The 24,155-nt window shown below is 69.2% G+C and carries 15 protein-coding genes, 3 rRNA genes and 7 pseudogenes; 14 read left to right on the top strand and 11 right to left on the bottom strand.

Annotation, left to right across the window (positions count from 1 at the left end; all coding sequences use genetic code 11):
* Positions 1 to 42 precede the first annotated feature (42 nt).
* From WKH84_RS16895 to WKH84_RS16875, 5 genes are read left to right on the top strand one after another with little or no spacing between them, the layout of a single operon-like run.
* The gene (locus WKH84_RS16895) at positions 43 to 489 is read left to right on the top strand and encodes a protein kinase (RefSeq protein WP_341854491.1); all 447 of its coding nucleotides are present in this window, start codon (positions 43 to 45) and stop codon (positions 487 to 489) included.
* The gene (locus WKH84_RS16890) at positions 386 to 1,456 is read left to right on the top strand and encodes a hypothetical protein (protein ID WP_341854490.1); all 1,071 of its coding nucleotides are present in this window, start codon (positions 386 to 388) and stop codon (positions 1,454 to 1,456) included. The genes WKH84_RS16895 and WKH84_RS16890 overlap by 104 nt, the downstream gene beginning before the upstream one ends.
* A gap of 50 nt (positions 1,457 to 1,506) precedes the next feature.
* Positions 1,507 to 2,136 (top strand): hypothetical protein, encoded by a 630-nt coding sequence (locus WKH84_RS16885; RefSeq protein ID WP_341854489.1) that lies wholly within the window; start codon positions 1,507 to 1,509, stop codon positions 2,134 to 2,136.
* Positions 2,137 to 2,191: 55 nt separating this feature from the next.
* Positions 2,192 to 2,479 carry a hypothetical protein gene (locus WKH84_RS16880; protein ID WP_341854488.1) on the top strand — a complete coding sequence of 96 codons (288 nt, stop codon included), beginning with the start codon at positions 2,192 to 2,194 and terminating at the stop codon, positions 2,477 to 2,479.
* Positions 2,480 to 2,481: 2 nt separating this feature from the next.
* Complete coding sequence (locus WKH84_RS16875) at positions 2,482 to 2,826, top strand: OmpA family protein (RefSeq protein ID WP_341854487.1); 345 nt, start codon at positions 2,482 to 2,484, stop codon at positions 2,824 to 2,826.
* Between the two features lie 95 nt (positions 2,827 to 2,921).
* On the opposite strand, the gene WKH84_RS16870 is transcribed toward WKH84_RS16875, so the two are convergent.
* From WKH84_RS16870 to WKH84_RS16860, 3 genes and pseudogenes are all read right to left on the bottom strand, one after another.
* Positions 2,922 to 3,152 carry a sulfurtransferase TusA family protein gene (locus tag WKH84_RS16870; RefSeq protein WP_341856935.1) on the bottom strand — a complete coding sequence of 77 codons (231 nt, stop codon included), beginning with the start codon at positions 3,150 to 3,152 and terminating at the stop codon, positions 2,922 to 2,924.
* 216 nt (positions 3,153 to 3,368) lie between these two features.
* Positions 3,369 to 3,665: pseudogene (locus WKH84_RS16865) on the bottom strand (YeeE/YedE thiosulfate transporter family protein); the annotation flags it as partial.
* Between the two features lie 106 nt (positions 3,666 to 3,771).
* Positions 3,772 to 4,308: pseudogene (locus WKH84_RS16860) on the bottom strand (YeeE/YedE family protein); the annotation flags it as partial.
* A 324-nt stretch (positions 4,309 to 4,632) separates the two neighbouring features.
* Here WKH84_RS16860 and WKH84_RS16855 point away from each other — a divergent pair.
* Positions 4,633 to 5,882, top strand: a pseudogene (locus WKH84_RS16855) (IS256 family transposase).
* A 371-nt stretch (positions 5,883 to 6,253) separates the two neighbouring features.
* On the opposite strand, the gene WKH84_RS16850 reads toward WKH84_RS16855, so the two are convergent.
* Complete coding sequence (locus WKH84_RS16850) at positions 6,254 to 6,667, bottom strand: hypothetical protein (RefSeq protein ID WP_341854486.1); 414 nt, start codon at positions 6,665 to 6,667, stop codon at positions 6,254 to 6,256.
* A 68-nt stretch (positions 6,668 to 6,735) separates the two neighbouring features.
* Entirely contained in the window at positions 6,736 to 7,143 is a 408-nt protein-coding gene (locus WKH84_RS16845) for a hypothetical protein (protein WP_341854485.1), read from the bottom strand.
* A gap of 141 nt (positions 7,144 to 7,284) precedes the next feature.
* Between WKH84_RS16845 and WKH84_RS16840 the strand changes: the two genes are divergently transcribed.
* Positions 7,285 to 8,535 carry an MFS transporter gene (locus WKH84_RS16840; protein WP_341854484.1) on the top strand — a complete coding sequence of 417 codons (1,251 nt, stop codon included), beginning with the start codon at positions 7,285 to 7,287 and terminating at the stop codon, positions 8,533 to 8,535.
* Between the two features lie 119 nt (positions 8,536 to 8,654).
* Here the strand turns inward: WKH84_RS16840 and WKH84_RS16835 are convergent.
* The 6 genes and pseudogenes from WKH84_RS16835 to WKH84_RS16810 form a co-directional block, all read right to left on the bottom strand.
* Positions 8,655 to 8,946 (bottom strand): annotated as a pseudogene (locus tag WKH84_RS16835) (DUF2277 domain-containing protein).
* An 871-nt stretch (positions 8,947 to 9,817) separates the two neighbouring features.
* A pseudogene (locus tag WKH84_RS16830) lies at positions 9,818 to 10,615 on the bottom strand (SDR family oxidoreductase).
* Between the two features lie 127 nt (positions 10,616 to 10,742).
* Positions 10,743 to 10,847 (bottom strand): annotated as a pseudogene (locus WKH84_RS16825) (stress protein); the annotation flags it as partial.
* Positions 10,848 to 11,552: 705 nt separating this feature from the next.
* Positions 11,553 to 11,669 (bottom strand): 5S ribosomal RNA (rrf, locus tag WKH84_RS16820).
* 121 nt (positions 11,670 to 11,790) lie between these two features.
* Positions 11,791 to 14,862 (bottom strand): 23S ribosomal RNA (locus WKH84_RS16815).
* A gap of 340 nt (positions 14,863 to 15,202) precedes the next feature.
* Positions 15,203 to 16,721 (bottom strand): 16S ribosomal RNA (locus tag WKH84_RS16810).
* Together the 16S, 23S and 5S rRNA genes form the textbook arrangement of a ribosomal RNA operon.
* A 1,601-nt stretch (positions 16,722 to 18,322) precedes the next feature.
* Between WKH84_RS16810 and WKH84_RS16805 the strand changes: the two genes are divergently transcribed.
* The 7 genes and pseudogenes from WKH84_RS16805 (at position 18,323) to WKH84_RS16775 (ending at position 24,048) form a co-directional block, all read left to right on the top strand.
* The gene (locus WKH84_RS16805; protein WP_341854483.1) at positions 18,323 to 18,580 is read left to right on the top strand and encodes a hypothetical protein; all 258 of its coding nucleotides are present in this window, start codon (positions 18,323 to 18,325) and stop codon (positions 18,578 to 18,580) included.
* Positions 18,540 to 18,803, top strand: a pseudogene (locus WKH84_RS16800) (NUDIX domain-containing protein); the annotation flags it as partial. The gene WKH84_RS16805 and the pseudogene WKH84_RS16800, both read left to right, overlap by 41 nt.
* A 97-nt stretch (positions 18,804 to 18,900) precedes the next feature.
* On the top strand, positions 18,901 to 20,160 hold the full coding sequence (locus WKH84_RS16795; protein WP_341854482.1) for a polyprenyl synthetase family protein: 1,260 nt from the start codon (positions 18,901 to 18,903) through the stop codon (positions 20,158 to 20,160).
* Between the two features lie 93 nt (positions 20,161 to 20,253).
* Positions 20,254 to 21,210 (top strand): tryptophan-rich sensory protein, encoded by a 957-nt coding sequence (locus tag WKH84_RS16790; RefSeq protein ID WP_341854481.1) that lies wholly within the window; start codon positions 20,254 to 20,256, stop codon positions 21,208 to 21,210.
* Between the two features lie 53 nt (positions 21,211 to 21,263).
* Positions 21,264 to 22,013, top strand: a complete 750-nt coding sequence (locus WKH84_RS16785; protein ID WP_341854480.1) for a squalene/phytoene synthase family protein — start codon at positions 21,264 to 21,266, stop codon at positions 22,011 to 22,013.
* A complete protein-coding gene (gene crtI / locus WKH84_RS16780; RefSeq protein ID WP_341854479.1) occupies positions 22,010 to 23,704 on the top strand; it encodes a phytoene desaturase family protein in 1,695 nt (564 codons plus the stop codon). Before WKH84_RS16785 ends, crtI begins: the two co-directional genes overlap by 4 nt.
* The gene (locus tag WKH84_RS16775) at positions 23,701 to 24,048 is read left to right on the top strand and encodes a lycopene cyclase domain-containing protein (RefSeq protein ID WP_341854478.1); all 348 of its coding nucleotides are present in this window, start codon (positions 23,701 to 23,703) and stop codon (positions 24,046 to 24,048) included. Before crtI ends, WKH84_RS16775 begins: the two co-directional genes overlap by 4 nt.
* Positions 24,049 to 24,155 lie beyond the last annotated feature (107 nt).

Raw genomic sequence — 24,155 nt, 5'->3', positions numbered from 1 at the left:
CGGGCGACTGGGCGCGGACGATCCCGTGCCCGGGGCTCCCGCGTGACGGCGCTCGGCGAGCGCTACCGCCTGGGCGGGGTGATCGGCGCGGGCTCCTTCGCGACCGTGCATCGGGCGCGGGACGAGCGGCTGGACGCGGACGTCGCGGTGAAGGTGCTCGCGGAGAACCACAGCCTGAACCCGGAGATCCGCGAGCGGTTCATCGCCGAGGGCCGCGACCTGCGCCGGGTCGGCGGGCGCCACCTGGTCTCCGTCCACGACATCGGGCAGAACGAGCGTCAGCGACCCTATCTGGTGCTCGAGCTCGCCGACCGCGGCTCCCTGCGCCGTCGCGTCGAGGAGCCGCGCGGGCGGCTGGCGCGCCACCGGCGCCGACGTGCTCGCCGTGGCGAGGCCCCTCGCCGCGGCGGTCGCCGCCGTGCACCGCGCCCAGCTGGTCCACCGCGACCTCAGCCCCGGGAACCTGCTGCTGACCAGCACCAGCGGTGAGTCGGCGCGCGCCGTCGGCGTCGAGTCCTCACCGTCGGCCGTGGTGCGCGCCGACGAGCGGCTCCTCGTCGCCGACCTCGGGATGTGCAAGGACCTCGCCCGCGGCTCGGGCCTCACCGTCGCGGCGGGCACCGACGGGTTCCGCCCGCCGGAGCAGTCGAGGCCCGGCACCGTCGACATCCGCGCCGACATCTGGGCGATGTCCGCGTCGCTGCGCTGGCTGATCGACGACGCCGAGATGCCGCAGGCGCTCCAGGACGTCCTCACCCGGGGCCTCTCCGAGGATCCCGACGCGCGCCAGGCTGAAGCGACGGAGTGGATCGCCGAGGTCGAGGAGTCGCTGGCTCCTCCCCGCCCGCGCAACCGGCGGGCGGCACCGCTCCCGGCGAGCCGTCGGCGGCCCGGCCGGCGCCGCCGACGGCTCGCCGGGAGCCGATGGCGATTCGGAGGCCCGCTCCAGCGGGGCCGACGGGACCACCACGCACACGACGGCCTCTCAGGCCACGCACGCCCCCACCGGCTCCGGCGCGAAAGCCCCCACCAGCGACCCTCGCCGCCGCGCCCTCCTCGTCGCGCTTCCGGTGCTCGCGCTCGGCGTCGGCCTCGGGGCAGGGAGCCTGCTCGGGCTGGACGCGTCCGCCCCGTCGGCCGCCGGCGACTTCTCCCTCGCGATCGCCGGCCCGGACGAGATCCGCGTGGGCGAGCAGGCGGTGTTCACCGCCGAGGTGCAGGGCGTCGACTCGTGGGTGTGGACGCCGCCCACCGGCGAGCATCTCGTCGACGAGCGAAGCAGGCGACGCTGACCGCCTCGGGGCCGGGACGCGCCGAGCTGGTGCTCGCGCGCCCGCACCCCGGAGGGGCAGGAGCTCGAGGCACAGCGCGTGGTGAGGGTCCACGCGTGACCGCTCGAAGAATTGGTCGAGATCCGATGCAACCGATCCGCTCCGGCCGACGACCTACACCGTGAGTGAACATCCCCGGCGGCCGCGCAGCCGGCCCGAGAGAAGGAGTCCGACCATGACCGCTCACCGCATCCGTCCCACCACCCGGCGCGGAGCCCTCCTGGCCCTCGCCTCGCTCGGCACGTTCTCGCTCGCGGCCTGCTCCACCGGCGGCGACGCCGAGTTCGAGGAGTCCGGCGGGAACGGGGCCGGCGACGGCGGCTCCGACAGCGGCTCGGACGGCAAGGAGCGACCGGCCGCCTCCGACGGCGGCGGCGAGGAGGACTCCGCGGGCGGTGCGGACGATGCGCAGGCGGCCTCCGCGGTCGATCCGGCCGACGCGATCGCCACGCTCGAGTACCCCATCGCCTCCGACGAGGTGGAGGGGACGATGACCGTGGGTCTGCACCATCTGCGCCGGCGCGGCGAGACCCTCGAGCCGCTGCTCACCTTCACCCCGGAGTTCACCGAGCCCGGCGCCTTCACGCTCTGGGACCTGCACGGCGGCGACCACTCCGTGGTGGCGCCGGCCCTCGTGGACCGTGCGAACCTCACCCGCTACGACATCCTGACCACCAACGGGGCCTATGACGGCCCGACGATGTGGAACAGCAAGCAGGCGGCGGTCGAGCTCGCCTCCCGCGACACCCAGGCGTACTGGGCGAACTTCGCCGCCCCGATCGACGACATCACCGCGACGTCCTGATGGGCGCGGGCCCCTCCTTCGAGAACGTGCAGATCGAGGCCGAGGAGGGATGAGGATGCACCGCACGACTCCGCGGCCCGAGCCGTCCGCGGGCCGCGCCGTCGGCCGACGCGCCACGGCCGCCGCCTCGCTCGCGGCATCCGCCCTCTTGCTGGCCCTCGGCGCGCCCGCGGCCCTCGCCGAGGGCGAGACGGAGGGCCCGCCCGAGCGACCCTTCGAGATCACCGACGAGATCCTCCAGCGCTCGATCACGGTCTACGACCCGGCACGCTCGATCACCGAGTACGACCAGTCCCGCTCGATCACCGAGCTCGGCGGCGCGAGCAGACCGAGGACGAGGTGATCGTGCTCGAGGCCGACATCCTGTTCGCCTCCAATGCCTGGGACCTCCCCGGCGGGGCCGCGGCCCGCATCGTCGAGCTCGCCGCCGAGATCCCCGAGGGTGCGACCGTGCAGGTGGGCGGGCACACCGACTCGCTGCCGGTGGACCGCTCGACGTACGACTTCGACAACCAGCGGCTCTCGGAGAACCGGGCCCAGGCGGTCGCCGACGCGCTCGCGGCCGAGCGCCCCGATCTCACCCTCGAGGTCACCGGGCACGGCGACACGAAGCCGTCTGCCTCCGGAGGCGGGGGCGATGACGCCGGCAATGCGGCGGACCGCCGCGTCGAGCCGCGTTACGGCGACTGACCAGGTCGACAGCGGGAACGGCAAGAGTCGAACGGCGAACGGGCCCCGCCGCGAGTGCTCTCGCAGCGGGGCCCGTCGGCCCGTCGGCCGGGCTCTCAGGCGCCCTTGCGGACCGTGATGGTCCAGCCGGCCTCGCCGGTGCGGTCGAAGGCGATGACCTCGTGGCCGTCCGTCGCCGCCCACTGGGGCAGGGAGTCGGTGGCCTGGGTGCAGTCGAAGTCGATGATCAGGTCGTCGCCCGTGCTCAGCTGCTGCATCGCGTTCTTCGCGTCGATCAGCGGGAACGGGCAGACGGAGCCGTTGGTCTGGAGGGTGTAGGCGGCCATGGGAGCGGTCCTTCCGAAGGAGGGTCGGGGCAAGTTCTGGGTGCTGTTCGGTGAGCTGGTGAGCGGGGCGGTCAGGAGGCGGGGGTGAGCACCGGGGCGGGGCGGTTGGCCTCGGCGGCGCGGCCGCGGGCGCCGCAGGAAGAACCAGGCCGCGCCCCAGGTGCCGAGCATGATCGCGACCAGCGAGACCCAGCCCTGGTAGCTGAACAGGCTGGTCTCCACCAGGGAGTTGCCGATGGTGCGACCGCCGGCGAGCGCGGCACCGACGCCCATCGCGACGCCGCCGCCGGCGCCGCGCAGGATGGTCTGGGAGTCCGGGACGCGCCAGCGGAACTCGCCGGAGAGCTTCGCAGCGACGAAGGAGCCGACGAGGATGCCGAGCACGAGCATCACCGACCAGTCCACGAGGGTCACGTCGCCCGTGGTCAGGAAAGTGGCGATCTTGGCCGACGGGGTGGTGATGCCGAGCCCGCCGTTGCGGCCCGCGGCGGTGGAGAGCGACCAGGCGGCGATCGCGATCAGGCCCAGCGACGACGCCGCCCACCCAGGGGCTCCAGGGGATGTCGGCGAGGTAGTGGCCGAGGCCGGTGCGACGAGCCGGGAGCTTCACGGAGGGGCGCCCCGCGGCGGCGCGAGCCTTGGCGGCGCGGTACCGGCGCACGACGAGCACGGCGACGATCGCGCTGAACACGAGGGTGGGGACCCAGACGCTCACGCCGAGGGTCTCGTGGATCGTGGAGTCGGCGACGGTGCGGGCGCGGGCGGCCTCGGTGAAGCCGCCGAGCGGGCCGTACTTCATCACGGCCGCGAAAAGGGCGTAGAAGATCAGCGCCACCCAGGAGCCGATGAGGCCCTCGCCGGCGCGGTAGTAGGTGCCGGTCGCGCGACCGCCGGCCATGATGATGCCGATGCCGAAGATCAGTCCGCCGCCGATCACGGCGAGCGGCGCGAAGGAAGCGGGCTCCGGGGCGAGCATGCCCATGCCGGTCAGCGCGGCGACGCCGACGGCCTGGATCGCGATGGCCAGGAGGAAGGGGGTGAAGTAGCGAGTGGAGCGGCTGAGGTAGAGGTCGCGGAACGCGCCGGTCACGCAGAACCGGGAGCGCTGCAGGACGTAGCCGAGCACGGCGCCGAGGAGGAGGCCGGTGAGGATCATGCGCACCAGGCTAGCTAATGGGCGGCATAAGGGAAACCGTGGGCCTGGCGCGCGGCGGGGCTCGGCGACCGTCGGACGTCAGCCGATGCGCCCCCGTAGCCGCGCTGGGCGGCCTTGTCCTTCAGATCAGCGAAGACCTTGCCGAGGCCGGTGGGCTCGGGCTCGTCCTCCGAGGGCGCGCTCGATGTACTCCACGATCGAGCGCAGTTGAGTCCCGCATAGTGGTGTAGCGCGGTGGCCCCGTGATCGTCTCTGACGAGGACGCGGCCACCGTGTGATCCTTCGAGTCAACCTTCCACAGAATCCTCGAACGGAGTCATCACGATGACCGCTCCTCATATTGTCGACCCTCACGGCCTGCTCGGTGAAGCCCTGGCCGAAGCCTCCCCGGATCTGATGCGCACGATGCTGCAAAGGATCATCAACGAGTCGCTGTCCGCGGACGCTGACGCGGTCGCCGGCGCGGAATACGGTCGACCCAGCCCCGAGCGGGTCGCTCAGCGCAACGGCTACCGCCACCGCGACCTCGACACCCGCGTCGGCACGATCGACGTCGCCGTCCCCAAGCTCCGCACCGGCACCTACTTCCCCGAGTGGTCGCTCGAGCGCCGCAAACGCGCCGAATCCGCCCTGATCACCGTGGTCGCGGACTGCTACCTCGCCGGCGTCTCCACCCGCCGAATGGACAAACTCGTCAAGACCCTCGGCATCAACAGCCTCTCGAAGTCCCAGGTCAGCCGCATGGCGGCCGATCTGGACGAGCACGTCGAGCAGTTCCGCCACCGCCCCCTGGACGAGGCCGGGCCGTTCACGTTCGTCTCCGCCGACGCACTGACGATGAAGGTCCGCGAGGGCGGACGAGTCATCAATGCCGTCGTCCTGCTCGCCACCGGCGTCAACGGCGACGGCCACCGCGAAGTCCTCGGCATCCGGGTCGCGACCAGCGAGACCGGCGCGGCCTGGAACAGCTTCTTCGCCGACCTGGTCGCCCGCGGCCTGGGCGGAGTCCGCCTGGTCACCTCCGACGCGCATGCGGGGCTGGTCGAGGCGATCGCCGCTCACCTGCCCGGAGCGTCCTGGCGTGGCCGCCGCACCCACTACGCCGCGAATCTGATGAGCATCTGCCCCAAGGGCATGTGGCCAGCCGTGAAAGCGATGCTTTGCACAGCGTCTATGACCAGCCCGACGCCGCGGCCGTGAATGCGCAGTTCGAGCGTCTGCTGGACTACGTCGGTGAGAAGCTCCCGGCCGTGGCCGAGCACCTCGATGCCGCCCGCGCAGACGTCCTCGCGTTCACCGCGTTTCCGAAGGATGTGTGGGTCCAGATCTGGTCGAACAACCCCACCGAGCGTCTGAACCGCGAGATCCGCCGCCGCACCGACTCGGTGGGCATCTTCCCCTCCCGCGAGGCGATCGTCCGCCTCGTCGGCGCGGTCCTGGCCGAGCAGACCGATGAATGGGCCGAAGGACGCCGCTACCTCGGCCTCGACGTCCTGGCCCGTTGCCGCCTCACCCTCACCACCAATCCCGTGAACGAGGTGAGCACCGATGCACTTCCCGCGCTGACAGCCTGATCCCTATCGCCGAAGGATCGCTACACCACTTCCGGGGACTTGACCTCGAGCGCATCGTCGCGACGTCGATGCTGGGCATCCCGCCTGCCAGGAGAATGCCGATCCGCTCGCCGACCAGGGTCTCGAGCCTGTCGGCCGCGTCGGCCCCGCGCTTCTCGCGGGTCTCCTCGAGGCGCTCGCGCGCGATGCGCGCAGCGACGGGCGAGGCAGGGATCGGCTCGGGGTGTCCGGCGACGGTGATCTGTTCCATGGCGCTCCGCATCGGGTCGAGGGGCCGGGCGGCTCGCGACCGGCTCCGAGCAGGGTACCGGGAGGCGCGGGGAGCGGCCCGGGGAGTCTGCAGAGCAGCGGTCGCAGCAGGCCGCGCCCTCTCAGTCGTGCGAGACGTCCACGGGGTAGTCCACATAGGCGATCGAGCGGCCGTCCGGGGACCAGCTGTGCACGTTCATCGTGCCCTGGCCGCCGAACACCTGGGCGAGGTCGCGGATCCCCGTCCCGTCGGCCGCGCACAGCCGCACGATCACGTCCCTGTCCGCGGGATGCCCCTCGGTGCCGGGCGGGAAGCTGACATAGGCGAGGCGGCTGGAGTCGGGCGAGACGTGCGGGAACCAGTTCACGCGCTCGTCGGAGGTGAGCTGCTCGATGCCGGTGCCGTCGGGGCGCATGCGGAACAGCTGGGCGTGGCCGGGGACAGTCCGCGCCCGCTCGGAGTTGAAGTAGATCCACCGCCCGTCGGGCGAGAACTCGGAGCCGTCGTCGGGGAACTCGTCGTCGGTGAGCCGCACGTCCTCGCCGCCCGCGGCAGGGATCGTGAAGACGTTCGGCGGGGGCCAGTTCCCCTCCGCGTCGGCGGTCAGCCCGATGTAGGCGAGGGTCGTGCCGTCGGGACTGACGCCGTGGAGGAAGTGGAGGCGGCCGTCGTCGTTCGTGATCCGTCGGGGGTGCCGCCGGCGAGCGGGGCCCGGTAGATGTGCCAGTCCATGCAGGAGACGAAGACGTGTTGCCCGTCGGGGTCCAGGACGTGGTCGTTGTTGAGCTCGGGGAGATCGCCGAGGTCGATCAGCTCCGGCGTGGAGCCCGGGCCGACGCGGAGGCGGAACAGGTGGCCGTCGCCGTTGACGTACAGCGAGGCGCCGTCGAGGGACCAGTTCGGAGCCTCATAGAGGGTGACCGCGGACTCGTGGACGAGGGCCCGCTCGCCGCTGTCGACGTGAAGGGTCCAGATGCGGGAGCGCTGGCCGGGAGCGAGAGCGCGTGCCATGGAGGGATTCTGCCCGACCCCGTTCCATCCCTCACCCCGCCTTGGCCCCGGCCCCTCCCCCGCGCTTACGATCGGTGGGTCCCCCTCCGCTTCCAGCGTCGGCGCGAGTCCCCACCCCGTCCCGCCGCTGGAGGTCCCCCGATGACGCGACCGCACGCTCCCCAGGCGCCGCTCTCCCCCGGACGTCTGCGCCTGGTGATCCTCGCGATGGCGCTCGGCGCCTTCGCGATCGGCACCACCGAGTTCGCCTCGATGGGGCTCCTACCGCAGATCGCGCGGGACCTCGAGGTCTCGACCCCGCAGGCCGGGATGCTCATCACCCTGTACGCGCTGGGCGTCGTGATCGGCGCGCCGCTGGTGACGATCGCGGCGGTGAAGATGCCGCGCGCGAAGCCGCTGGTCTTGCTCATCGCGCTGATCGGACTGGGGAACCTGCTCTCCGCCATGGCACCGAGCTTCTCGGTGCTGGCCGCCGCGCGCTTCGTCGCGGGCCTTCCCCACGGCGCGTTCTTCGGCGTCGCCTCGCTGGTCGCAGCTCGCCTCTCCCCGCCCGGACGGCGCGCCCGATCCGTCTCGCTGGTGATGCTGGGCCTGACGATCGCGACGATGCTGGGCGTGCCCGCCTCCACCGCCTTCGGGCAGGTCGTCGGCTGGCGCTCCGCCTACGTGATCGTCGTGGTCGTCGCCGCTCTCAGCACGATCGCGATCTGGCGACTGGTGCCCGAGCCCGAGGGCGCCGGGGTCACCGGCTCGATCCGCGGCGAGCCGCGGGCGCCGCGCCGGGCGCAGGTGTGGTTCGCGCTCGGCATCGGCTCGATCGGCTTCGGCGGCATGTTCGCGGTGTACAGCTACATCGGCGAGATCGTGCCCGGCGTGATGGGCCTCGGCGAACGGGCGGTGCCGGTGGCGCTGTTCGTATTCGGCGTCGGCATGACGATCGGCAACGTCCTCGCCGGCCGCGCCGCGGACCGCGACCTCTACGGCACGATCTTCACCGGCCTGATCGGCATGACCGTGAGCCTCACGGTCTTCGCCCTCGTGGCCGAGAACGCGATCGCCGGGATGATCCTGCTGTTCTCCCTCGCAATCACCTCGCAGTTCATGGGCCCGTCCCTGCGGCTGTTCCTGCTGGACGCCTCTCCGGATGCGCCCTCGCTCGCCGCGGCCCTGCACCACTCGGCGCTGAACATCGGCAACTCCCTCGGCGCGGCGCTCGGCGGGGCCGTGCTCGCCGCCGGCTGGGGCCTGCTCGCCCCGGCCTGGACGGGCGTGGCCCTCGCGATCGCCGGGCTCGGCATCGCCGGATGGTCCTACGCCGTGCACCGACGCCAGCAGGCGCGCGCCGCCGTCGAGGCACCGACGACGACCGACGGGGTCCCCGCGGTCTGCTGACACGGCACGGGCCGCTGATCGGGGACCGGCCTGCACAAAGGGGACTCCAGCGGCACGGCGTCGAGCTGAGCTCCGCGGCATGCCGCTGGAGTCCCCTTCGTGCAGACGCCGCCCTCGGCTCAGGACGCGGCGGGCGTCCCCGACCGCTTCGCGCCGCGGGCCCGGGCCTTCTCCCGCTCGACCTCGCGGTCCTTCGGCGGGGCGGAGGTGACGAGATCGGCGAGCAGGTGCTCGGTGGCGTGGACGATCTGCGCCACCGCCCGCTCGAGCATCTCGGCGTTGGCCCGCGAGGGCCTGGTCACCGCGCTGACCTTGCGCACGTGCTGCAGTGCGGCATCGTGCACCTCCTGCGAGGTGGCCTCCGGCCTCCACGTTGTGGAGGGGTCGGATGCTTGCGGCACATGCCGTCAGGCTGGCACGTGCCGCGCGATCCGTCGAGCCGACCCTGCCGTCACGATCCTGCGCAGGACGATCCACCGGTCCATGACCCTTCCTCGCACGCCGCCCCCGTGGTAGCACGGCCATGACCACGACAGATCCCGCCACCGGTGTCCTCGTCATCGGCCAGATCGCCCGAGATCTCGTGCTCCGCGTCGAGCACTGGCCACCATCCAGCGGCGGCGCGCGCGTCGCCGAGCGAAGGGAGATGCTCGGCGGAAGGGCGCCGATCGGGCGGTCGCTCCGCGACATCTCGGGGCGCCGGTGCTCCTGCTCGGCGTCGCCGGGACCGACTGGACGAGGCCGTCGAGGGCGCGGCCCGCGACCGGTCGCTCGGGGCGGCCGACGTGGTGCGGATGGACGCCGCGGGGACGCGTCTGATGACCGGCATCGAGCCGGCCGATCACGGGGCGGGCCGCGTCGCAGCCCGCGGTGACCTCGACGCCGGGGCCGGGTTCGTCGCGCTCTCCGTCCCCGACGGCGATCTCGTGGTGTGGCCGGGGGGGGGCGAGCTGGTGCCGCACCGAGCGGGTCGCCGATCCGGCCGGCGCTGGCGACGCCTTCCTCGCGGGCCTCACCATCGGCCTGCGCCGGGACGAGCTCCCGGAGCAGGCCGCGCGGCGGGCGGGTGCGGCGGAGTCGACCGTGCGGCGGCTGGGCGGGCGACCCAACCTGCGCCCAGCGCCCGAACGACGTCTGATCCCTGTTCGGACCCTCGCGACCGGGGTTCTTGGGCGAACGGACCGGCCGGCGACCCTGCCGAGGAGGACGTCGTGCCGAACCGAGCGAGCCGGACGGCGCATGACCGCTCACGGTGCCGCCGGCGTCACGGGACCGTCCGGTCTCAGGGGCGACGCCAGGCGTCGTCGACCGTCGCCGCCGCGCCCTGCGGCCCCATCTGCGAAGATCCCGCCGTCCACGGCCCAGGAGGCTCCCGTGACGTAGGAGGCCTGGGGCGAGGCGAGGAAGGCGATGACGGCCGCGACCTCGCGGGCATCCCCGGGCCGTCGCAGCGGCACGCCGGGGCGCTCCTCGGTGCGGGGATCCTGATCGGTCTGCCCGGTCATGGGGGTCGCGATCTCCCCGGGCGCGACGGCGTTGGCCGTGATGCCGTGCTCGCCCAGCTCGAGGGCGATGGTCTTCAGCGACCCGCCGAGACCGTGCTTGGCGGCGTCGTAGGCGGAGGATCCGACCTTCGGCTGGTGCTCGTGCACGCTGGTGACGCCGATGAGCCGTCCGCCGTTCCCGGCCTGGACGAGGTGGCGGGCGGCGGCCTGCAGGCAGACGAACGCGCCGTCGAGGTCGACGGCCATGACGTCGCGCCAGGTCTCCAGCGGCGTGTCCAGGAACAGCGTGCTGTGGCCGGTGCCCGAGCACTGCACGAATACGTCGAGCCCACCCAGCGCGCGACGAGCCGGTCCACGGCGCCCCCGGCCCTCTCGAGGTCGGAGGTGTCGAGGTGGGCGACGACGGCCTCGCGGCCGTGGCTGCGGACCTCCTCGGCCGTGCCCTCGGCGCCCCGCCGGTCGGTGTTGAAGGTGATGCCGACGTCCATCCCGGCCTCGGCCAGGGCGACCGCGGTGGCCCTGCCGATCCCGGAATCGGAACCGACGACGACGGCGCGGGTGGGGGCGAAGGGCATGGGATGCTCCTGTGGATCGGGTCGGGTCACACGGTCGAGGCGGGGAAGGTGCGCGTAGCGGAGGGGGACGACCGGCCGGCCGTCCCCCTCCACGTTCACGGGGCGCAGGAGCTGAGCCCCGCGGGCCTCAGGAGCTCTGGCCGCCCTTGCGGCCGGCCTCGCTGGGGTCGGCGAAGTTCTTCTCGCCGAAGTCGCCCGAGCTCTCCTGGCCGCCCTGGCGACCGGCCTGGCTCGGATCGGCGGAGTTCTTCTCGCCGAAGTCGCCCGAGGACTCCTCGCCGCCCTGCCGGCCGGCCTGGCTCGGATCGGCCGAGTTCTTCTCACCGAAGTCGCCGGTGCTGGCCTCGCCGCCCTTCTGGGCCTGCTGCTCGGTGTCGTTCCGGTTGCCGAACTGTCCGGAGTTGTTCTGATCAGCCATGATGGAACTCCCTTCCTGTTCGCCGGTCAGTGTGCCCGGCTGAGCCATCTGCTCGTGGCAACGACGCTAGGACTCTCCCTCGGTGCCTGGCAACGTAACGACCCGTCCGGTCGACCGCCTTGCAAGTCCGTGCTAGGGGGCCGACCATACGCGCGACACGTACGGAGCATCGTCCGACTCACCGCGAAGCCACCGCCACGAGCTCCCGTCGAGAGCTCTCCGCTGCGGGACGTGCCGAGCGGATCGTCAGCCGTCGGGGAGACGTAGCCCTTCGGTTCGGTGCATCGGTGCACGTGACGCGCACCGAGGAGTCCCTCATGGCGGAAGCACTGGACACCGGACGATCCGCGCCCATTACTGCACCCCGCCGCCGCGCCAGGCGTCGGAGATGCTTCTGACCGTGCCCGGGAGGAGCGAGAACGCGCGTCAGCGCGCGCATAGGTCGCGGGCATGAAAAAGGGAGTGGAGGAGGCGAACACCCGCAAGGGGTTCAAGCACTCCTCCACTCCCAGTGAAGATGTCCGGCGGCGACCTACTCTCCCACACCCTCCCGAGTGCAGTACCATCGGCGCGATCGAGCTTAGCTTCCGGGTTCGGAATGGAACCGGGCGTTTCCTCGACGCTATGACCGCCGTAACACGATGAGACTCAACCAGCCACCCACCCACACCAAAAAAGGTGCCGGCGGCAGGGTTGTTCCCCAAGAACCGCACAGTGGACGCGAACACACACAGCAAACAACAAGCACAAAGAATGTTGTTGTAAGTCATCGGCCATTAGTACCAGTCAGCTCCACACATTACTGTGCTTCCACATCTGGCCTATCAACCCAGTCATCTACTGGGGGCCTCACACACCTCAAGGGTGCAAGGATATCTCATCTCGAAGCAGGCTTCCCGCTTAGATGCTTTCAGCGGTTATCCCTTCCCGACGTAGCCAACCAGCCATGCCCTTGGCAGAACAACTGGCACACCAGAGGTCAGTCCATCCCGGTCCTCTCGTACTAGGGACAGGACTTCTCAAATATCCAACGCGCGCGCTGGATAGGGACCGAACTGTCTCACGACGTTCTAAACCCAGCTCGCGTACCGCTTTAATAGGCGAACAGCCTAACCCTTGGGACCAACTCCAGCCCCAGGATGCGACGAGCCGACATCGAGGTGCCAAACCATGCCGTCGATATGAGCTCTTGGGCAAGATCAGCCTGTTATCCCCGGGGTACCTTTTATCCGTTGAGCGACACCCATTCCACAATGAGGTGCCGGATCACTAGTTCCTGCTTTCGCACCTGCCCGACATGTCTGTCTCGCAGTCAAGCTCCCTTGTGCACTTACACTCAACACCTGATTGCCAACCAGGCTGAGGGAACCTTTGAGCGCCTCCGTTACTCTTTAGGAGGCAACCGCCCCAGTTAAACTACCCATCAGACACTGTCCCTGATCCGGATCACGGACCGAGGTTAGGAATCCAGAACGACCAGAGTGGTATTTCAACGACGACTCCACACTCACTGGCGTGAATGCTTCCCAGTCTCCCACCTATCCTACACAAGCCGTCCCGAACACCAATATCAAACTATAGTAAAGGTCCCGGGGTCTTTCCGTCCTGCTTGCGCGTAACGAGCATCTTTACTCGTAATGCAATTTCGCCGAGTTCGCGGTTGAGACAGTGGAGAAGTCGTTACGCCATTCGTGCAGGTCGGAACTTACCCGACAAGGAATTTCGCTACCTTAGGATGGTTATAGTTACCACCGCCGTTTACTGGGGCTTAAATTCTCAGCTTCGAACTCCGAAGAGCTCTAACCGGTCCTCTTAACCTTCCAGCACCGGGCAGGCGTCAGTCCGTATACAGCGTCTTACGACTTCGCACGGACCTGTGTTTTTAGTAAACAGTCGCTTCTCCCTGGTCTCTGCGGCCCTCTCCGCTCTCACGGATCGGGCCCCCCTTCTCCCGAAGTTACGGGGGCATTTTGCCGAGTTCCTTAACCACGATTCTCTCGAACGCCTCGGTATTCTCTACCTGATCACCTGAGTCGGTTTAGGGTACGGGCGACCGTATTCGTCACGCCGGAACTTTTCTAGGCAGTACAGGATCACTCACCTACGCCCATACGGGATCCCCATCACGTCTCACCCTCATGGCCCCAGCATTACCCGGGGCCGGGTCGCACGCTTAGACGGACTATTCCATTAAGTCCGCGGAAGCTACCTCTCTGCGTCATCCCACGCGCTGACCTACTACGACCTTGGTTCCCAGCCTCACCACCATCCACACCCCGAAGGGTGCGGTGACAGCTCGGGTGGTTAGCATCAGCCGCCTCGGTATGGGTCCTCCTACGATCGGTTCGGGAATATCAACCCGATGTCCATCGACTACGCCTGTCGGCCTCGCCTTAGGTCCCGACTAACCCAGGGCGGATAAACCTGGCCCTGGAACCCTTGATCAATCGGCGGACGGGTTTCTCACCCGTCTTTCGCTACTCATGCCTGCATTCTCACTCGTACAGCCTCCACCACTGGGTTCCCCCGCGGCTTCACCGGCTGTACGACGCTCCCCTACCCACCCCAACAAAAGTTGGAGTGACACAGCTTCGGCGGTGTGCTTGAGCCCCGCTACATTGTCGGCGCAGAATCACTTGACCAGTGAGCTATTACGCACTCTTTCAAGGGTGGTCGCTTCTAAGCCAACCTCCTGGTTGTCTCAGCAACTCCACATCCTTTTCCACTTAGCACACGCTTAGGGGCCTTAGCTGATGTTCTGGGCTGTTTCCCTCTCGACCATGAAGCTTATCCCCCACAGTCTCACTGCTTTGCGCTCTCACGTACCGGCATTCGGAGTTTGGCTAAGGTCAGTAACCCGGTGGGGCCCATCGCCTATCCAGTGCTCTACCTCCGGCACGAAACACGCAACAGCCGCACCTAAATGCATTTCGGGGAGAACCAGCTATCACGAAGTTTGATTGGCCTTTCACCCCTATCCACAGGTCATCCCCTCCATTTTCAACTGAAGTGGGTTCGCGCCTCCACGCGGTCTTACCCGCGCTTCACACTGCCCATGGATAGATCACTTCGCTTCGGGTCTAGAGCCGGCGACTGAACGCCCCGTTCAGACTCGCTTTCGCTACGGCTACCCCACACGGGTTAACCTCGCCACCGACCACTAACTCGCAGGCTCATTCTTCAAAAGGCACGCCGTCACCCCTCAAGGCTCCGACGGATTGTAAGCGCACGGTTTCAGGTACTATTTCACTCCCCTCCCGGGGTGCTTTTCACCTTTCCCTCACGGTACTTGTCCGCTATCGGTCACAAGGTAGTATTCAGGCTTACCAGGTGGTCCTGGCAGATTCACACCGGATTTCACGGGCCCGGTGCTACTCGGGAACAGCGTCACGCCACGCACTGGTTTCGTCTACGGGGGTCACACCCTCTACGCCACCGCACTCACCACGGCTTCGACTACCACTGCGCGTACACGTCGCAAGGCCGGCAGACCCCACAGACACGTCCCACAACCCCTGACCTGCAACCCCTGCCGGGTATCACACAGACCAGGTTTAGCCTCCTCCGCTTTCGCTCGCCACTACTCACGGAATCACTATTTGTTTTCTCTTCCTGCGGGTACTGAGATGTTTCACTTCCCCGCGTTCCCTCCACACTGCCTATACATTCAGCGGCGGGTACCACGACATGACTCGTGGTGGGTTTCCCCATTCGGACATCCTCGGATCACAGTTCGGTTGTCAACTCCCCGAGGCTTAACGCAGACTCCCACGTCCTTCGTCGGCTCCTTGTGCCAAGGCATCCACCGTGCGCCCTTTAAAACTTACGGCAACACAAAGACACTTTGCGCTTAAAAATTGCTTACAAGATGCTCGCGTCCACTATACAGTTCTCAAGAAACAACCCCACACCCACCACCACCATCCAAAGAACAGTCATGATCGGGGGGACCAGCCACACACCCCCACAAACGGGGGCGCGTCGCGACCTCACAACCCAATAGCGTGTCTCCACCTCGAACCCGCGCCCTCACACGTTCCATCCCGAAGGAGTACTAGCGACCAGAGCAAACAGATGAAGTGCCCATCCATCGATGTTCCACCCTTGAGCAACCACCCGCCTGACACTCGCAGACGACGATGGCCACCAATATTGGTGATGCTCCTTAGAAAGGAGGTGATCCAGCCGCACCTTCCGGTACGGCTACCTTGTTACGACTTAGTCCCAATCACCGATCCCACCTTCGACAGCTCCCTCACGAGGATGGGCCACTGGCTTCGGGTGTTACCGACTTTCGTGACTTGACGGGCGGTGTGTACAAGGCCCGGGAACGTATTCACCGCGACGTTGCTGATCTGCGATTACTAGCGACTCCGACTTCATGGGGTCGAGTTGCAGACCCCAATCCGAACTGAGGCCGGCTTTTTGGGATTCGCTCCACCTCACAGTTTCGCAACCCATTGTACCGACCATTGTAGCATGCTTGAAGCCCAAGACATAAGGGGCATGATGATTTGACGTCGTCCCCACCTTCCTCCGAGTTGACCCCGGCAGTCTCCTATGAGTCCCCACCATCACGTGCTGGCAACATAGAACAAGGGTTGCGCTCGTTGCGGGACTTAACCCAACATCTCACGACACGAGCTGACGACAACCATGCACCACCTGTGCACCAGTCCAAAGAAAGCCACATCTCTGCGACCGTCCAGTGCATGTCAAGCCTTGGTAAGGTTCTTCGCGTTGCATCGAATTAATCAGCATGCTCCGCCGCTTGTGCGGGCCCCCGTCAATTCCTTTGAGTTTTAGCCTTGCGGCCGTACTCCCCAGGCGGGGCACTTAATGCGTTAGCTACGGCGCGGAAAACGTGGAATGTCCCCCACACCTAGTGCCCAACGTTTACGGCATGGACTACCAGGGTATCTAATCCTGTTCGCTACCCATGCTTTCGCTTCTCAGTGTCAGTAATGGCCCAGAGACCTGCCTTCGCCATCGGTGTTCTTCCTGATATCTGCGCATTTCACCGCTACACCAGGAGTTCCAGTCTCCCCTACCACACTCTAGCCTGCCCGTACCCACCGCACGCCCGAGGTTGAGCCTCGGGTTTTCACGGCAGACGCGACAAGCCACCTACAAGCTCTTTACGCCCAATAATTCCGGACAACGCTTGCGCCCTACGTATTACCGCGGTCGCTGGCACGTAGTTAGCCGGCGCTTCTTCTGCAGGTACCGTCACTCTCGCTTCTTCCCTACTGAAAGGGGTTTACAACCCGAAGGCCGTCATCCCCCACGCGGCGTCGCTGCATCAGGCTTTCGCCCATTGTGCAATATTCCCCACTGCGCCTCCCGTAGGAGTCTGGGCCGTGTCTCAGTCCCAGTGTGGCCGGTCGCCCTCTCAGGCCGGCTACCCGTCATCGTCTTGGTGAGCCATCACCTCACCAACAAACTGATAGGCCGCGAGTCCATCCCCCACCGATAAATCTTTCCAGCACCCACCATGCGATGAGTGCTCATATCCGGTATTAGCCACGATTTCCCGAGGTTATCCCGAAGTGGGGGGCAGGTTACTCACGTGTTACTCACCCGTTCGCCACTAATCAGGTGGTGCAAGCACCACCGTCATCGTTCGACTTGCATGTGTTAAGCACGCCGCCAGCGTTCGTCCTGAGCCAGGATCAAACTCTCCATGAAAATCATGAAAAACTATAAACCTGACAAAATAAACAAACAACCAGCATTTAACTGCTGTATCATCCGTTATAATCTGCCATTCAAAATAATGGCATCGATAAACAGACACGCTATTGAGATATCAAGCAACACGCGCACTCAGCGTTCCGAACCTTTTCAAGTTCTTCGCCCTGAGGCAACCCGTCTAACTTAGGACTTCCGCTCCCCCGAGTCAAATCGCTGCGGTGTGATCCGCGCCGCGATCCTCTTCCGAGAACCTTCCGCCCCAGGTCAGGACCAGTTCCAACCTCTCGACCACTGGGCCGATCCGCTGTCCCGATCTCCTGGGCACGAGGAAGAACATTACGGGGGTTCCGAGACCCCGTCAAGCCAGAACGACCCTTTTCGAGGTGGCCTCGACCACATTGGCCAGAACGCCCTCCGGAAGGCTCCCACTGCGCCTCGGTCGCGGCCTCGGGATGCGGCCCGCATGCTCCCGGGAGTCCGCGCATCGCGCGCCTGCCGACCGCTTCGCTCCCCTGTTCGCCGGATGTACTCGATCTTCGTCCTCTCGTTGGGCCCTCGAGCCGGCACGACGAACGCGTCCTCCTGCGCTCATCGAGGCGCCCCCTTCCCCCTGTCGGCCCGTGCGTCTCACCGTTCTCCTCTTCCGATGCCGAGGGCACGTCCTGCGACACCTCTCCGCCCGTCCCCGTTTCCCCTGCACCGCCCGACTCGGCATGGTCCTGCGAGCGCGCTCGCCGGCACGGACCGTCCACCGTCGGCGTCGCTCCGTCCACCAGCGGCGCCGCCGTCACACATCTGCCTGTCGGTGCGTGCGCGGACCGCGCGCCCCTCCCACTGCTCGTCGGCCCGAGCGATCAGCTCCTCCGACCCGAGGCTCGGCGCACCGGGCACCAGCTCTCCCCGCACAGGAGTTCCCGCCGGTCTCCGTGCCCGCACGGGTCGCGCGGCCCATGACCGCCCCGCATCGGAGCGGATCGTGACCCACCCGTGAGTCACCCCTTTGACATGGCCAGATCACTCGACCCCGTACTCTTCACCCCCGCTGCGACGTCATCGCTGCCCGCATCCCCTGCCGCAACAGCCGCCAGCTGATTCCCGCAGGGTTCTTCTCTTACACGCTGTGGCGGCCCCGCACGGCGGGCGGCGCGGTCACCGAGGCCCCCACACGGAGCCCCGCAACGCGCGGCCCCGGCACCACCCGCATATCCCTGCTCCGCATGCCGCGCGGCACTCGCGGCACGGTCACTCCTCTCCTCCGCAGGATCTCGAACAAAGCAGTTCAGCCCCGCCGCACGGCAGGTCGCGAGAGGAGGCACGATCGGCCGCACCCCTTTGGACGAGGGCGTCGGCCTCCGCGGCTCAGGCGCGGCCCCGTCCGGGGCTCGGTCTCCACCGACACCGGAACGATCCTCGCCCGCCCGGAGGGCGCCGCCCCGGGAGTCGGCGAGGGGATGCTGGGCTTCCTGGGCTCCGTCAGCAGGTTCGTCCGCATTCTCTTCGGGTCGGTGACATCGCCGCACTATGCTCTGGGCGAATGCTAGGGTCGAAGTCGATAGCCTGGCTACGTACGTCACGACGGACAACGGGAGGTCGCCGTGATCGGCACCGCTGCGACACGAACGGCCGGGACGGCCGACGAGGACCATGTGATCCTGCTGGACTCCGACGGCTCCCCCCTCGGGTTGGCGCCGCGCGCCACCGTCCACTCCGTCGACACACCGCTCCATCTGGCCTTCTCCTGCCACCTGGTGCGCGAGGACGGGTCCGTCGCCGCTCACGCGCCGGGCGCTCTCGAAGCGCACCTGGCCCGGAGTGTGGACCAACGCGTTCTGCGGCCACCCACGCCAGGGTGAGTCCCTCGAGGAGGCGATCTCCCGCCACGCCTCCGGCGAGCTCGGCCTCCAGGTGCGGGAGGTGCGGCCGGCCCTGCCCGACTTCCGGTATCGCGCCGTCGACCCCTCCGGCATCGTCGAGAACGAGGTATGCCCCGTCTTCACCGCGATCCCCCAGGGCGAGCCCGTGCCCTCACCCGAGGAGGTCATGGATCTGCGGTGGGTGACGGCGGACGAGCTCGCCGCGCTCGCACGCCTGGCGCCTTGGACGCTCAGCCCCTGGGCCGTCGCGCGCTCGAGCGCCTGGGCGACCGGCTCGGACGTCTTCCGGCAGAGACCTCATGAGCATCCCCTGCCCTCCCGGCGTCGACCACGAGATCAGACGTCTCCTCCGTCGTGGCACCGCGCTCGGGGGCGCGGCGGCCTCCGCGGACCACCATCTGCTGTGGAACGCGCTCGGCGAGGCCACCGAGGGCGGCAGGAGATTCCGGCCCGCCCTCCTGCTGGCCACCCACGACTCCCTGGGAGGCTCACGGCACGAGGCCGCGATCCAGGTCGCGGCGGCGGTCGAGATCCTGCACACGGCTTTCGTGGTCCAGGACGACGTGATCGACGGCGACCAGATGCGACGCGGCGCCCCGAGCCTGCCCGCCTCCGTGGCCGCGCAAGTGCGCCGCGGAGGTGCCACCGCGCACACCGCACGCCAAGTCGGCGATCTCGCCGGGATCCTCGCAGGCGACCTCGGCCTGATCACGGCCCTGCGCGCGGTGGCCGGATGCTCGGCGCCTGCCCCCGTGGTCGCCGCTCTCCTGGACCTGATGGAGAGCTCGCTGCACGCCTCGGCCGCCGGGGAGATCGCCGATGTGCAGTCGCCGCTCCGGCCCGCCGAGCGGCCGGAGACGCCGCAGGAGGCGCTGACGGTCGCCGAGCTGAAGACGGCGGTGTACTCCTTCCAGCTCCCCCTCCACGCCGCCGGACTGCTCGCCGACGCGTCGCCGGACCGTCTCGAGGCGCTCGACGCGATCGGTGCTCTGCTCGGCATCGGCTTCCAGCTGGTCGACGATCTCCTCGGCGTCTTCGGCGACGAGGAGCGCACCGGCAAGAGCGCGCTGGGGGACCTGCGCGAGGGCAAGCGCACCGCCCTCGTCGCCCACGCCGCGACCACGGCGCACTGGCCGCGACTGAGAACGCCGCTGGGGCGCGAGGACCTCACCGACGAGGAGGCGCGCGGCGCCCGTGACCTGCTCACCGCGAGCGGATCCCGCGACTGGGTCGAAGAACTCGCCCTATGGCATCTGTCCAGCGCAGTCGACGCCGCGCACGCCACGACCTCCCGCCCGCGTTCAGCGAGGCTCTCGCTGCCACCATCGCGGAGATCCACGCCGGCCTCGAGCCGCTCGCGCCGTCGGACGTGTCGGAAGGAGAGCCGACCGGGCCCGATCCCGTCGCGGCCGCCTGCTCGCAGAGCTCCGCCGCACAGCGTGACGCCGCCTCGCAGCGGGCCAGCGCATGAACGGCTCCGCCGGTCCCGAGGCCCCGCTGGTGCTCGTCACCGGCGCGAGCGGGTACATCGGCGGCCGGCTAGTGCCGGCGACGACTGAAGCCACCGCGGTGTCAGCCGGGACCGGGGCCCCCGCGCCCTCCCACGCAGTGCCCGGCGCCGCTTCACCCACCGTCGACGACGAGGAGTCCGCATGACCGCCGCGAGCACCCCCGAGCATTCGGCCGCCGCGCATCGCCGCCGGGAGGGCCGACGGCGCACCGGCCCCCGCCCGCTGGGCCGGCACCTCGCGGTGACCCTGGCCTTCCTGCTCGCGATGGCGGGCACGGCCATGGGTGTCGGCGCCTTCGGCGGAGCACCGATCGACGAGGCCGCCGGCGGCCTGCTCTCCGCCGATGCGACCCACCTCGCTCCCGCGACCCCCGCCTTCCGGATCTGGTCGGTGATCTACCTGGGGCTCGGCGCGTACACGCTGTGGCAGTGGTGGGACCGGCACGACCACCGCGGGATCGCCGGCCTCACGATCGCCTCGCTGCTGCTGAACGCCGCCTGGATCCTCGTTGTCCAGGCCGGAGCGGTCGCGCTGAGCGTGCTGGTGATCCTGGTGCTGCTGATCGTGCTCGGCGCTCTGTTCCGTCGTCTCACGGCCAGTCCTCCTGCCGGGGCGGTCGAGCGGGTCGTCGTCGACGGCACCTTCGGCCTGTATCTGGGCTGGGTGAGCGTCGCGACCTGCGCGAACATCGCGGCGGCGCTCAAAGGCGCGGGCTTCTCGGGCTTCGGGGCTCCCGAGGTCCTCGCCGTGCTGGTCTTGCTCGCGGTGGCCGTGGTCGGCGTGGCGCTGACCCGGGCCGGTCGCCGCCCGGTCGCCGCGCCCGCGGCGGTGGTCTGGGGTCTGCTCTGGATCGCGGTCGGCCGCGCGACCGATGCGCCCTCGTCGCCGGTGGTCGCGACCGCCGCGGCGACTGTCGCGGCGGTGATCGTCCTGGCGACCCTGTTCGCCGTGCTTGCGGCCGCCCCGGCGCCTCGAGGACGCGCACGGTCCTGCCGGGGTGCGGCCCTCCGACGGTGGTGCGCGATGAGCACGCGGCACCTCGCCCCGGACGCCCTGACCCTCTACGACCGGGTCGCGCGGCCGCGCGCCGGCGCGTGATCGCCGGCTACTCGACCTCTTTCGGCTGGGCGACGCGCCTGCTCGAGGAACCCGTGCGCACCCACGTTCGCAGCCTGTACGCCCTGGTCCGCCTGGCCGACGAGATCGTCGACGACCCCGACTCGGGTCTCGACCCGGCCGCCAGGGCACGCGCCCTCGAGGAGCTCGCCGCCGAGACCGCTCGTGCGGTCGACGGCACCCGCTCCACGAACCTCGTCGTGCAGGCCTTCGCCATCACGGCACGCCGCCACGGCATCGGTCCGGAGCTCATCGACCCCTTCTTCGACTCGATGCGCGCGGACCTCACCGTCACCGCCCACGACCCTGAGAGCCTCGCGCTGTACGTGCACGGGTCGGCCGAGGTGGTGGGCCTCATGTGCCTGCGAGTCTTCGTCGACGGTGACGAGGCGGCCGCTGCGCGCCTCGCCCCCGCGGCGAGCGCGCTCGGCGCCGCCTTCCAGAAGGTGAACTTCCTGCGCGACCTCGCCGAGGATCACGACGGCCTGGGCCGCGACTACGTTCCCGGGGTGGACGTGGACCGCCTCGACGACGCGCGGCGGGACCTGCTGCTCGACGACATCGACGCCGACCTCGCCCGCGCCGCGACCGCGCCGCCCCATCTCCCCTCCTCGAGCCGCGCCGCTGTCACCGCCGCCCACGGCCTCTACTCGGCGCTCTCCCGTCGACTGCGCCGCACCCCCGCGGCCCAGATCCGCCGCACCCGCGTGCGGGTGCCGGAGCCGGAGAAGGCCCTCGTCATCGCCCGCGCCGTGCTCGCGGCGCGCCGTGGAGCGGCCCGATGAACCGGCGGACGACGAATCCCGGCACCGGGTCACGACCCCGAGCCGGCGGCCCCAGGCCCTCGGCCGACGGGTCCCGCCCCTCGGCCGTGATCATCGGCGGCGGCATCTCGGGCCTCGCCACCGCGGCGCTCCTGGCCCGGGACGGCCACGAGGTGGACCTGGTCGAGGCGCGGGAGGAGCTCGGCGGCCGCGCCGGCGACTGGGAGCGCGACGGGTTCCGCTTCGACACCGGACCGTCGTGGTACCTCATGCCCGAGGTGTTCGACCATTTCCTGCGCCTGCTGGGCACCTCGGCGGCCGAGGAGCTGGACCTGCGCCCTCTCGACCCGGCGTATCGCGTCCTGTGCGAGGGGTACGAGGAGCCGTTGGACCTGAGCGCCTCCGCCGCCCGCAATGCCGACCTGTTCGAGCGGATCGAGCCCGGGGCGGGACTGGGCCTGGCCCGCTATCTCGACTCCGCCGCGAGCACCTACGACATGGCTCTCGAGCGCTTCCTGTACACCTCGTTCACCTCGCCGCGGTCGCTGCTCCACCCCGCTGTGCTCGCCCGCGGCCCGCGCCTCTTGCGCCTGCTGGCCGAGCCGCTGGACCGCTTCGTCGCGCGCCGTTTCCGCGACCCCCGCCTGCGACAGGTGCTCGGTTACCCGGCTGTCTTCCTCGGCTCCTCCCCGGACCGCACTCCGAGCATGTACCACCTGATGAGCGCCCTGGACCTCACCGGCGGGGTGCAGTACCCGCAGGGCGGTTTCACCGAGCTCGTCGACGTGGTCGCGCGGCTCGCGGTCCGTCACGGCGCACGCCTGCACACCGGCACCCGAGCCACCCGGGTCCTCACCGAGGACCACCGCGGCGGGCGCCGGCGCGGTGCGCACCTCGGCGGAGGGCCGGGCCGCCGCGCCGCGGCCCGCGGGGTCGAGATCCGCACGACCGACGGGGAGGTGCGCGAGTCGCGCGCCGACGTGGTCGTCGCGACCGCCGACCTCCACCACGTCGAGACCGCGCTGCCGCCGCGGCGCCTTCAGACCTACCCCGCCTCCTGGTGGAGCCGCCGCACTCCCGGCCCCGGCGCGGTGCTGGTGCCGCTGGGCGTGCGCGGGGCCCTGCCCGAGCTCGCCCATCACACGCCGCTGTTCACCCGGGACTGGGACGAGAACTTCGGGGCGCCGCGGGAGGGCCGGGTGCCCTCCCCTGCCTCCAGCTACGTATGCCGCCCCTCCGCGACGGATCCCTCGGTCGCCCCGCCCGGCCACGAGAACCTCTTCGTGCTCGTCCCCGTCCCGGCCGATGCGTCGCTGGGCCGCGGCGGCGTGGACGGCACCGGTGATCCCGCGATCGAGGAGATCGCGGCAGAAGCGATCGCACGGCTCGCAGAGGAGGCCGGGATCCCGGATCTCGCCGAGCGGATCGTGGTGCGCCGCACGATCGGCCCTGGGGAGTTCGCGGAGGACCTCGGCGCCTGGTCCGGGAGCATGCTCGGTCCCGCCCACACCCTGCGCCAGAGCGCCTTCTTCCGGGCCCGCAACGCCTCGCGGCGGGTGGAGGGCGCTGCTGTACGCCGGCTCCAGCACGCGCCCGGGATCGGACTGCCGATGTGCCTGATCAGCGCCGAGCTGGTCGCGAAGCGACTGCGCGGCGACCGCTCGTCGGCACCGCTGCCCGAACCCGACCGCGACGCGGGGGCGCACGCATGAGCGGGGTCGTGTACCTGTTGTGCCTGCTGACGGTGCTGGGTCGCATGGTGCCGCTGGACCGGCGCTTCCGCCTGGTGCTGTGGCGGGCGACGCGCCGCGGCGCGATCGTGCTCGCCGCCGGGATCGCGCTGTTCCTGGCCTGGGACCTGGCGGCGATCGCGTCGGGCCACTACCGGATGGGCGGCAGTCCGCTGATGAGCGGGATCCTCCTGGGTCCCGAGCCGCCGCTCGAGGAGCTCGTGTTCCTCACCTTTCTCTGCTATGTCACGCTCGTAGTGTGGGGGCTCATGGATCTGCTGCTCGGTCGACGACGGCAGGCCCCGGCCCGACGGGAGGAATCATGAGCTACGCCGCCCTGGCCGGGCTCTTCCTGCTTCCCGTCTTGCTGGTGACGGTGCTGGCCGCCGTGCGGCGCCGGCCCGGACCGCGCTGGTGGCTGACCACCGGCGCG

The sequence above is a fragment of the Brachybacterium sp. GPGPB12 genome (assembly GCF_038396325.1).
Taxonomy (GTDB): Bacteria; Actinomycetota; Actinomycetes; order Actinomycetales; family Dermabacteraceae; genus Brachybacterium; species Brachybacterium conglomeratum.
The sequence above is the reverse complement of the archived record's forward strand: the minus strand, read 5'-3'. Positions and strand labels throughout refer to the sequence as shown.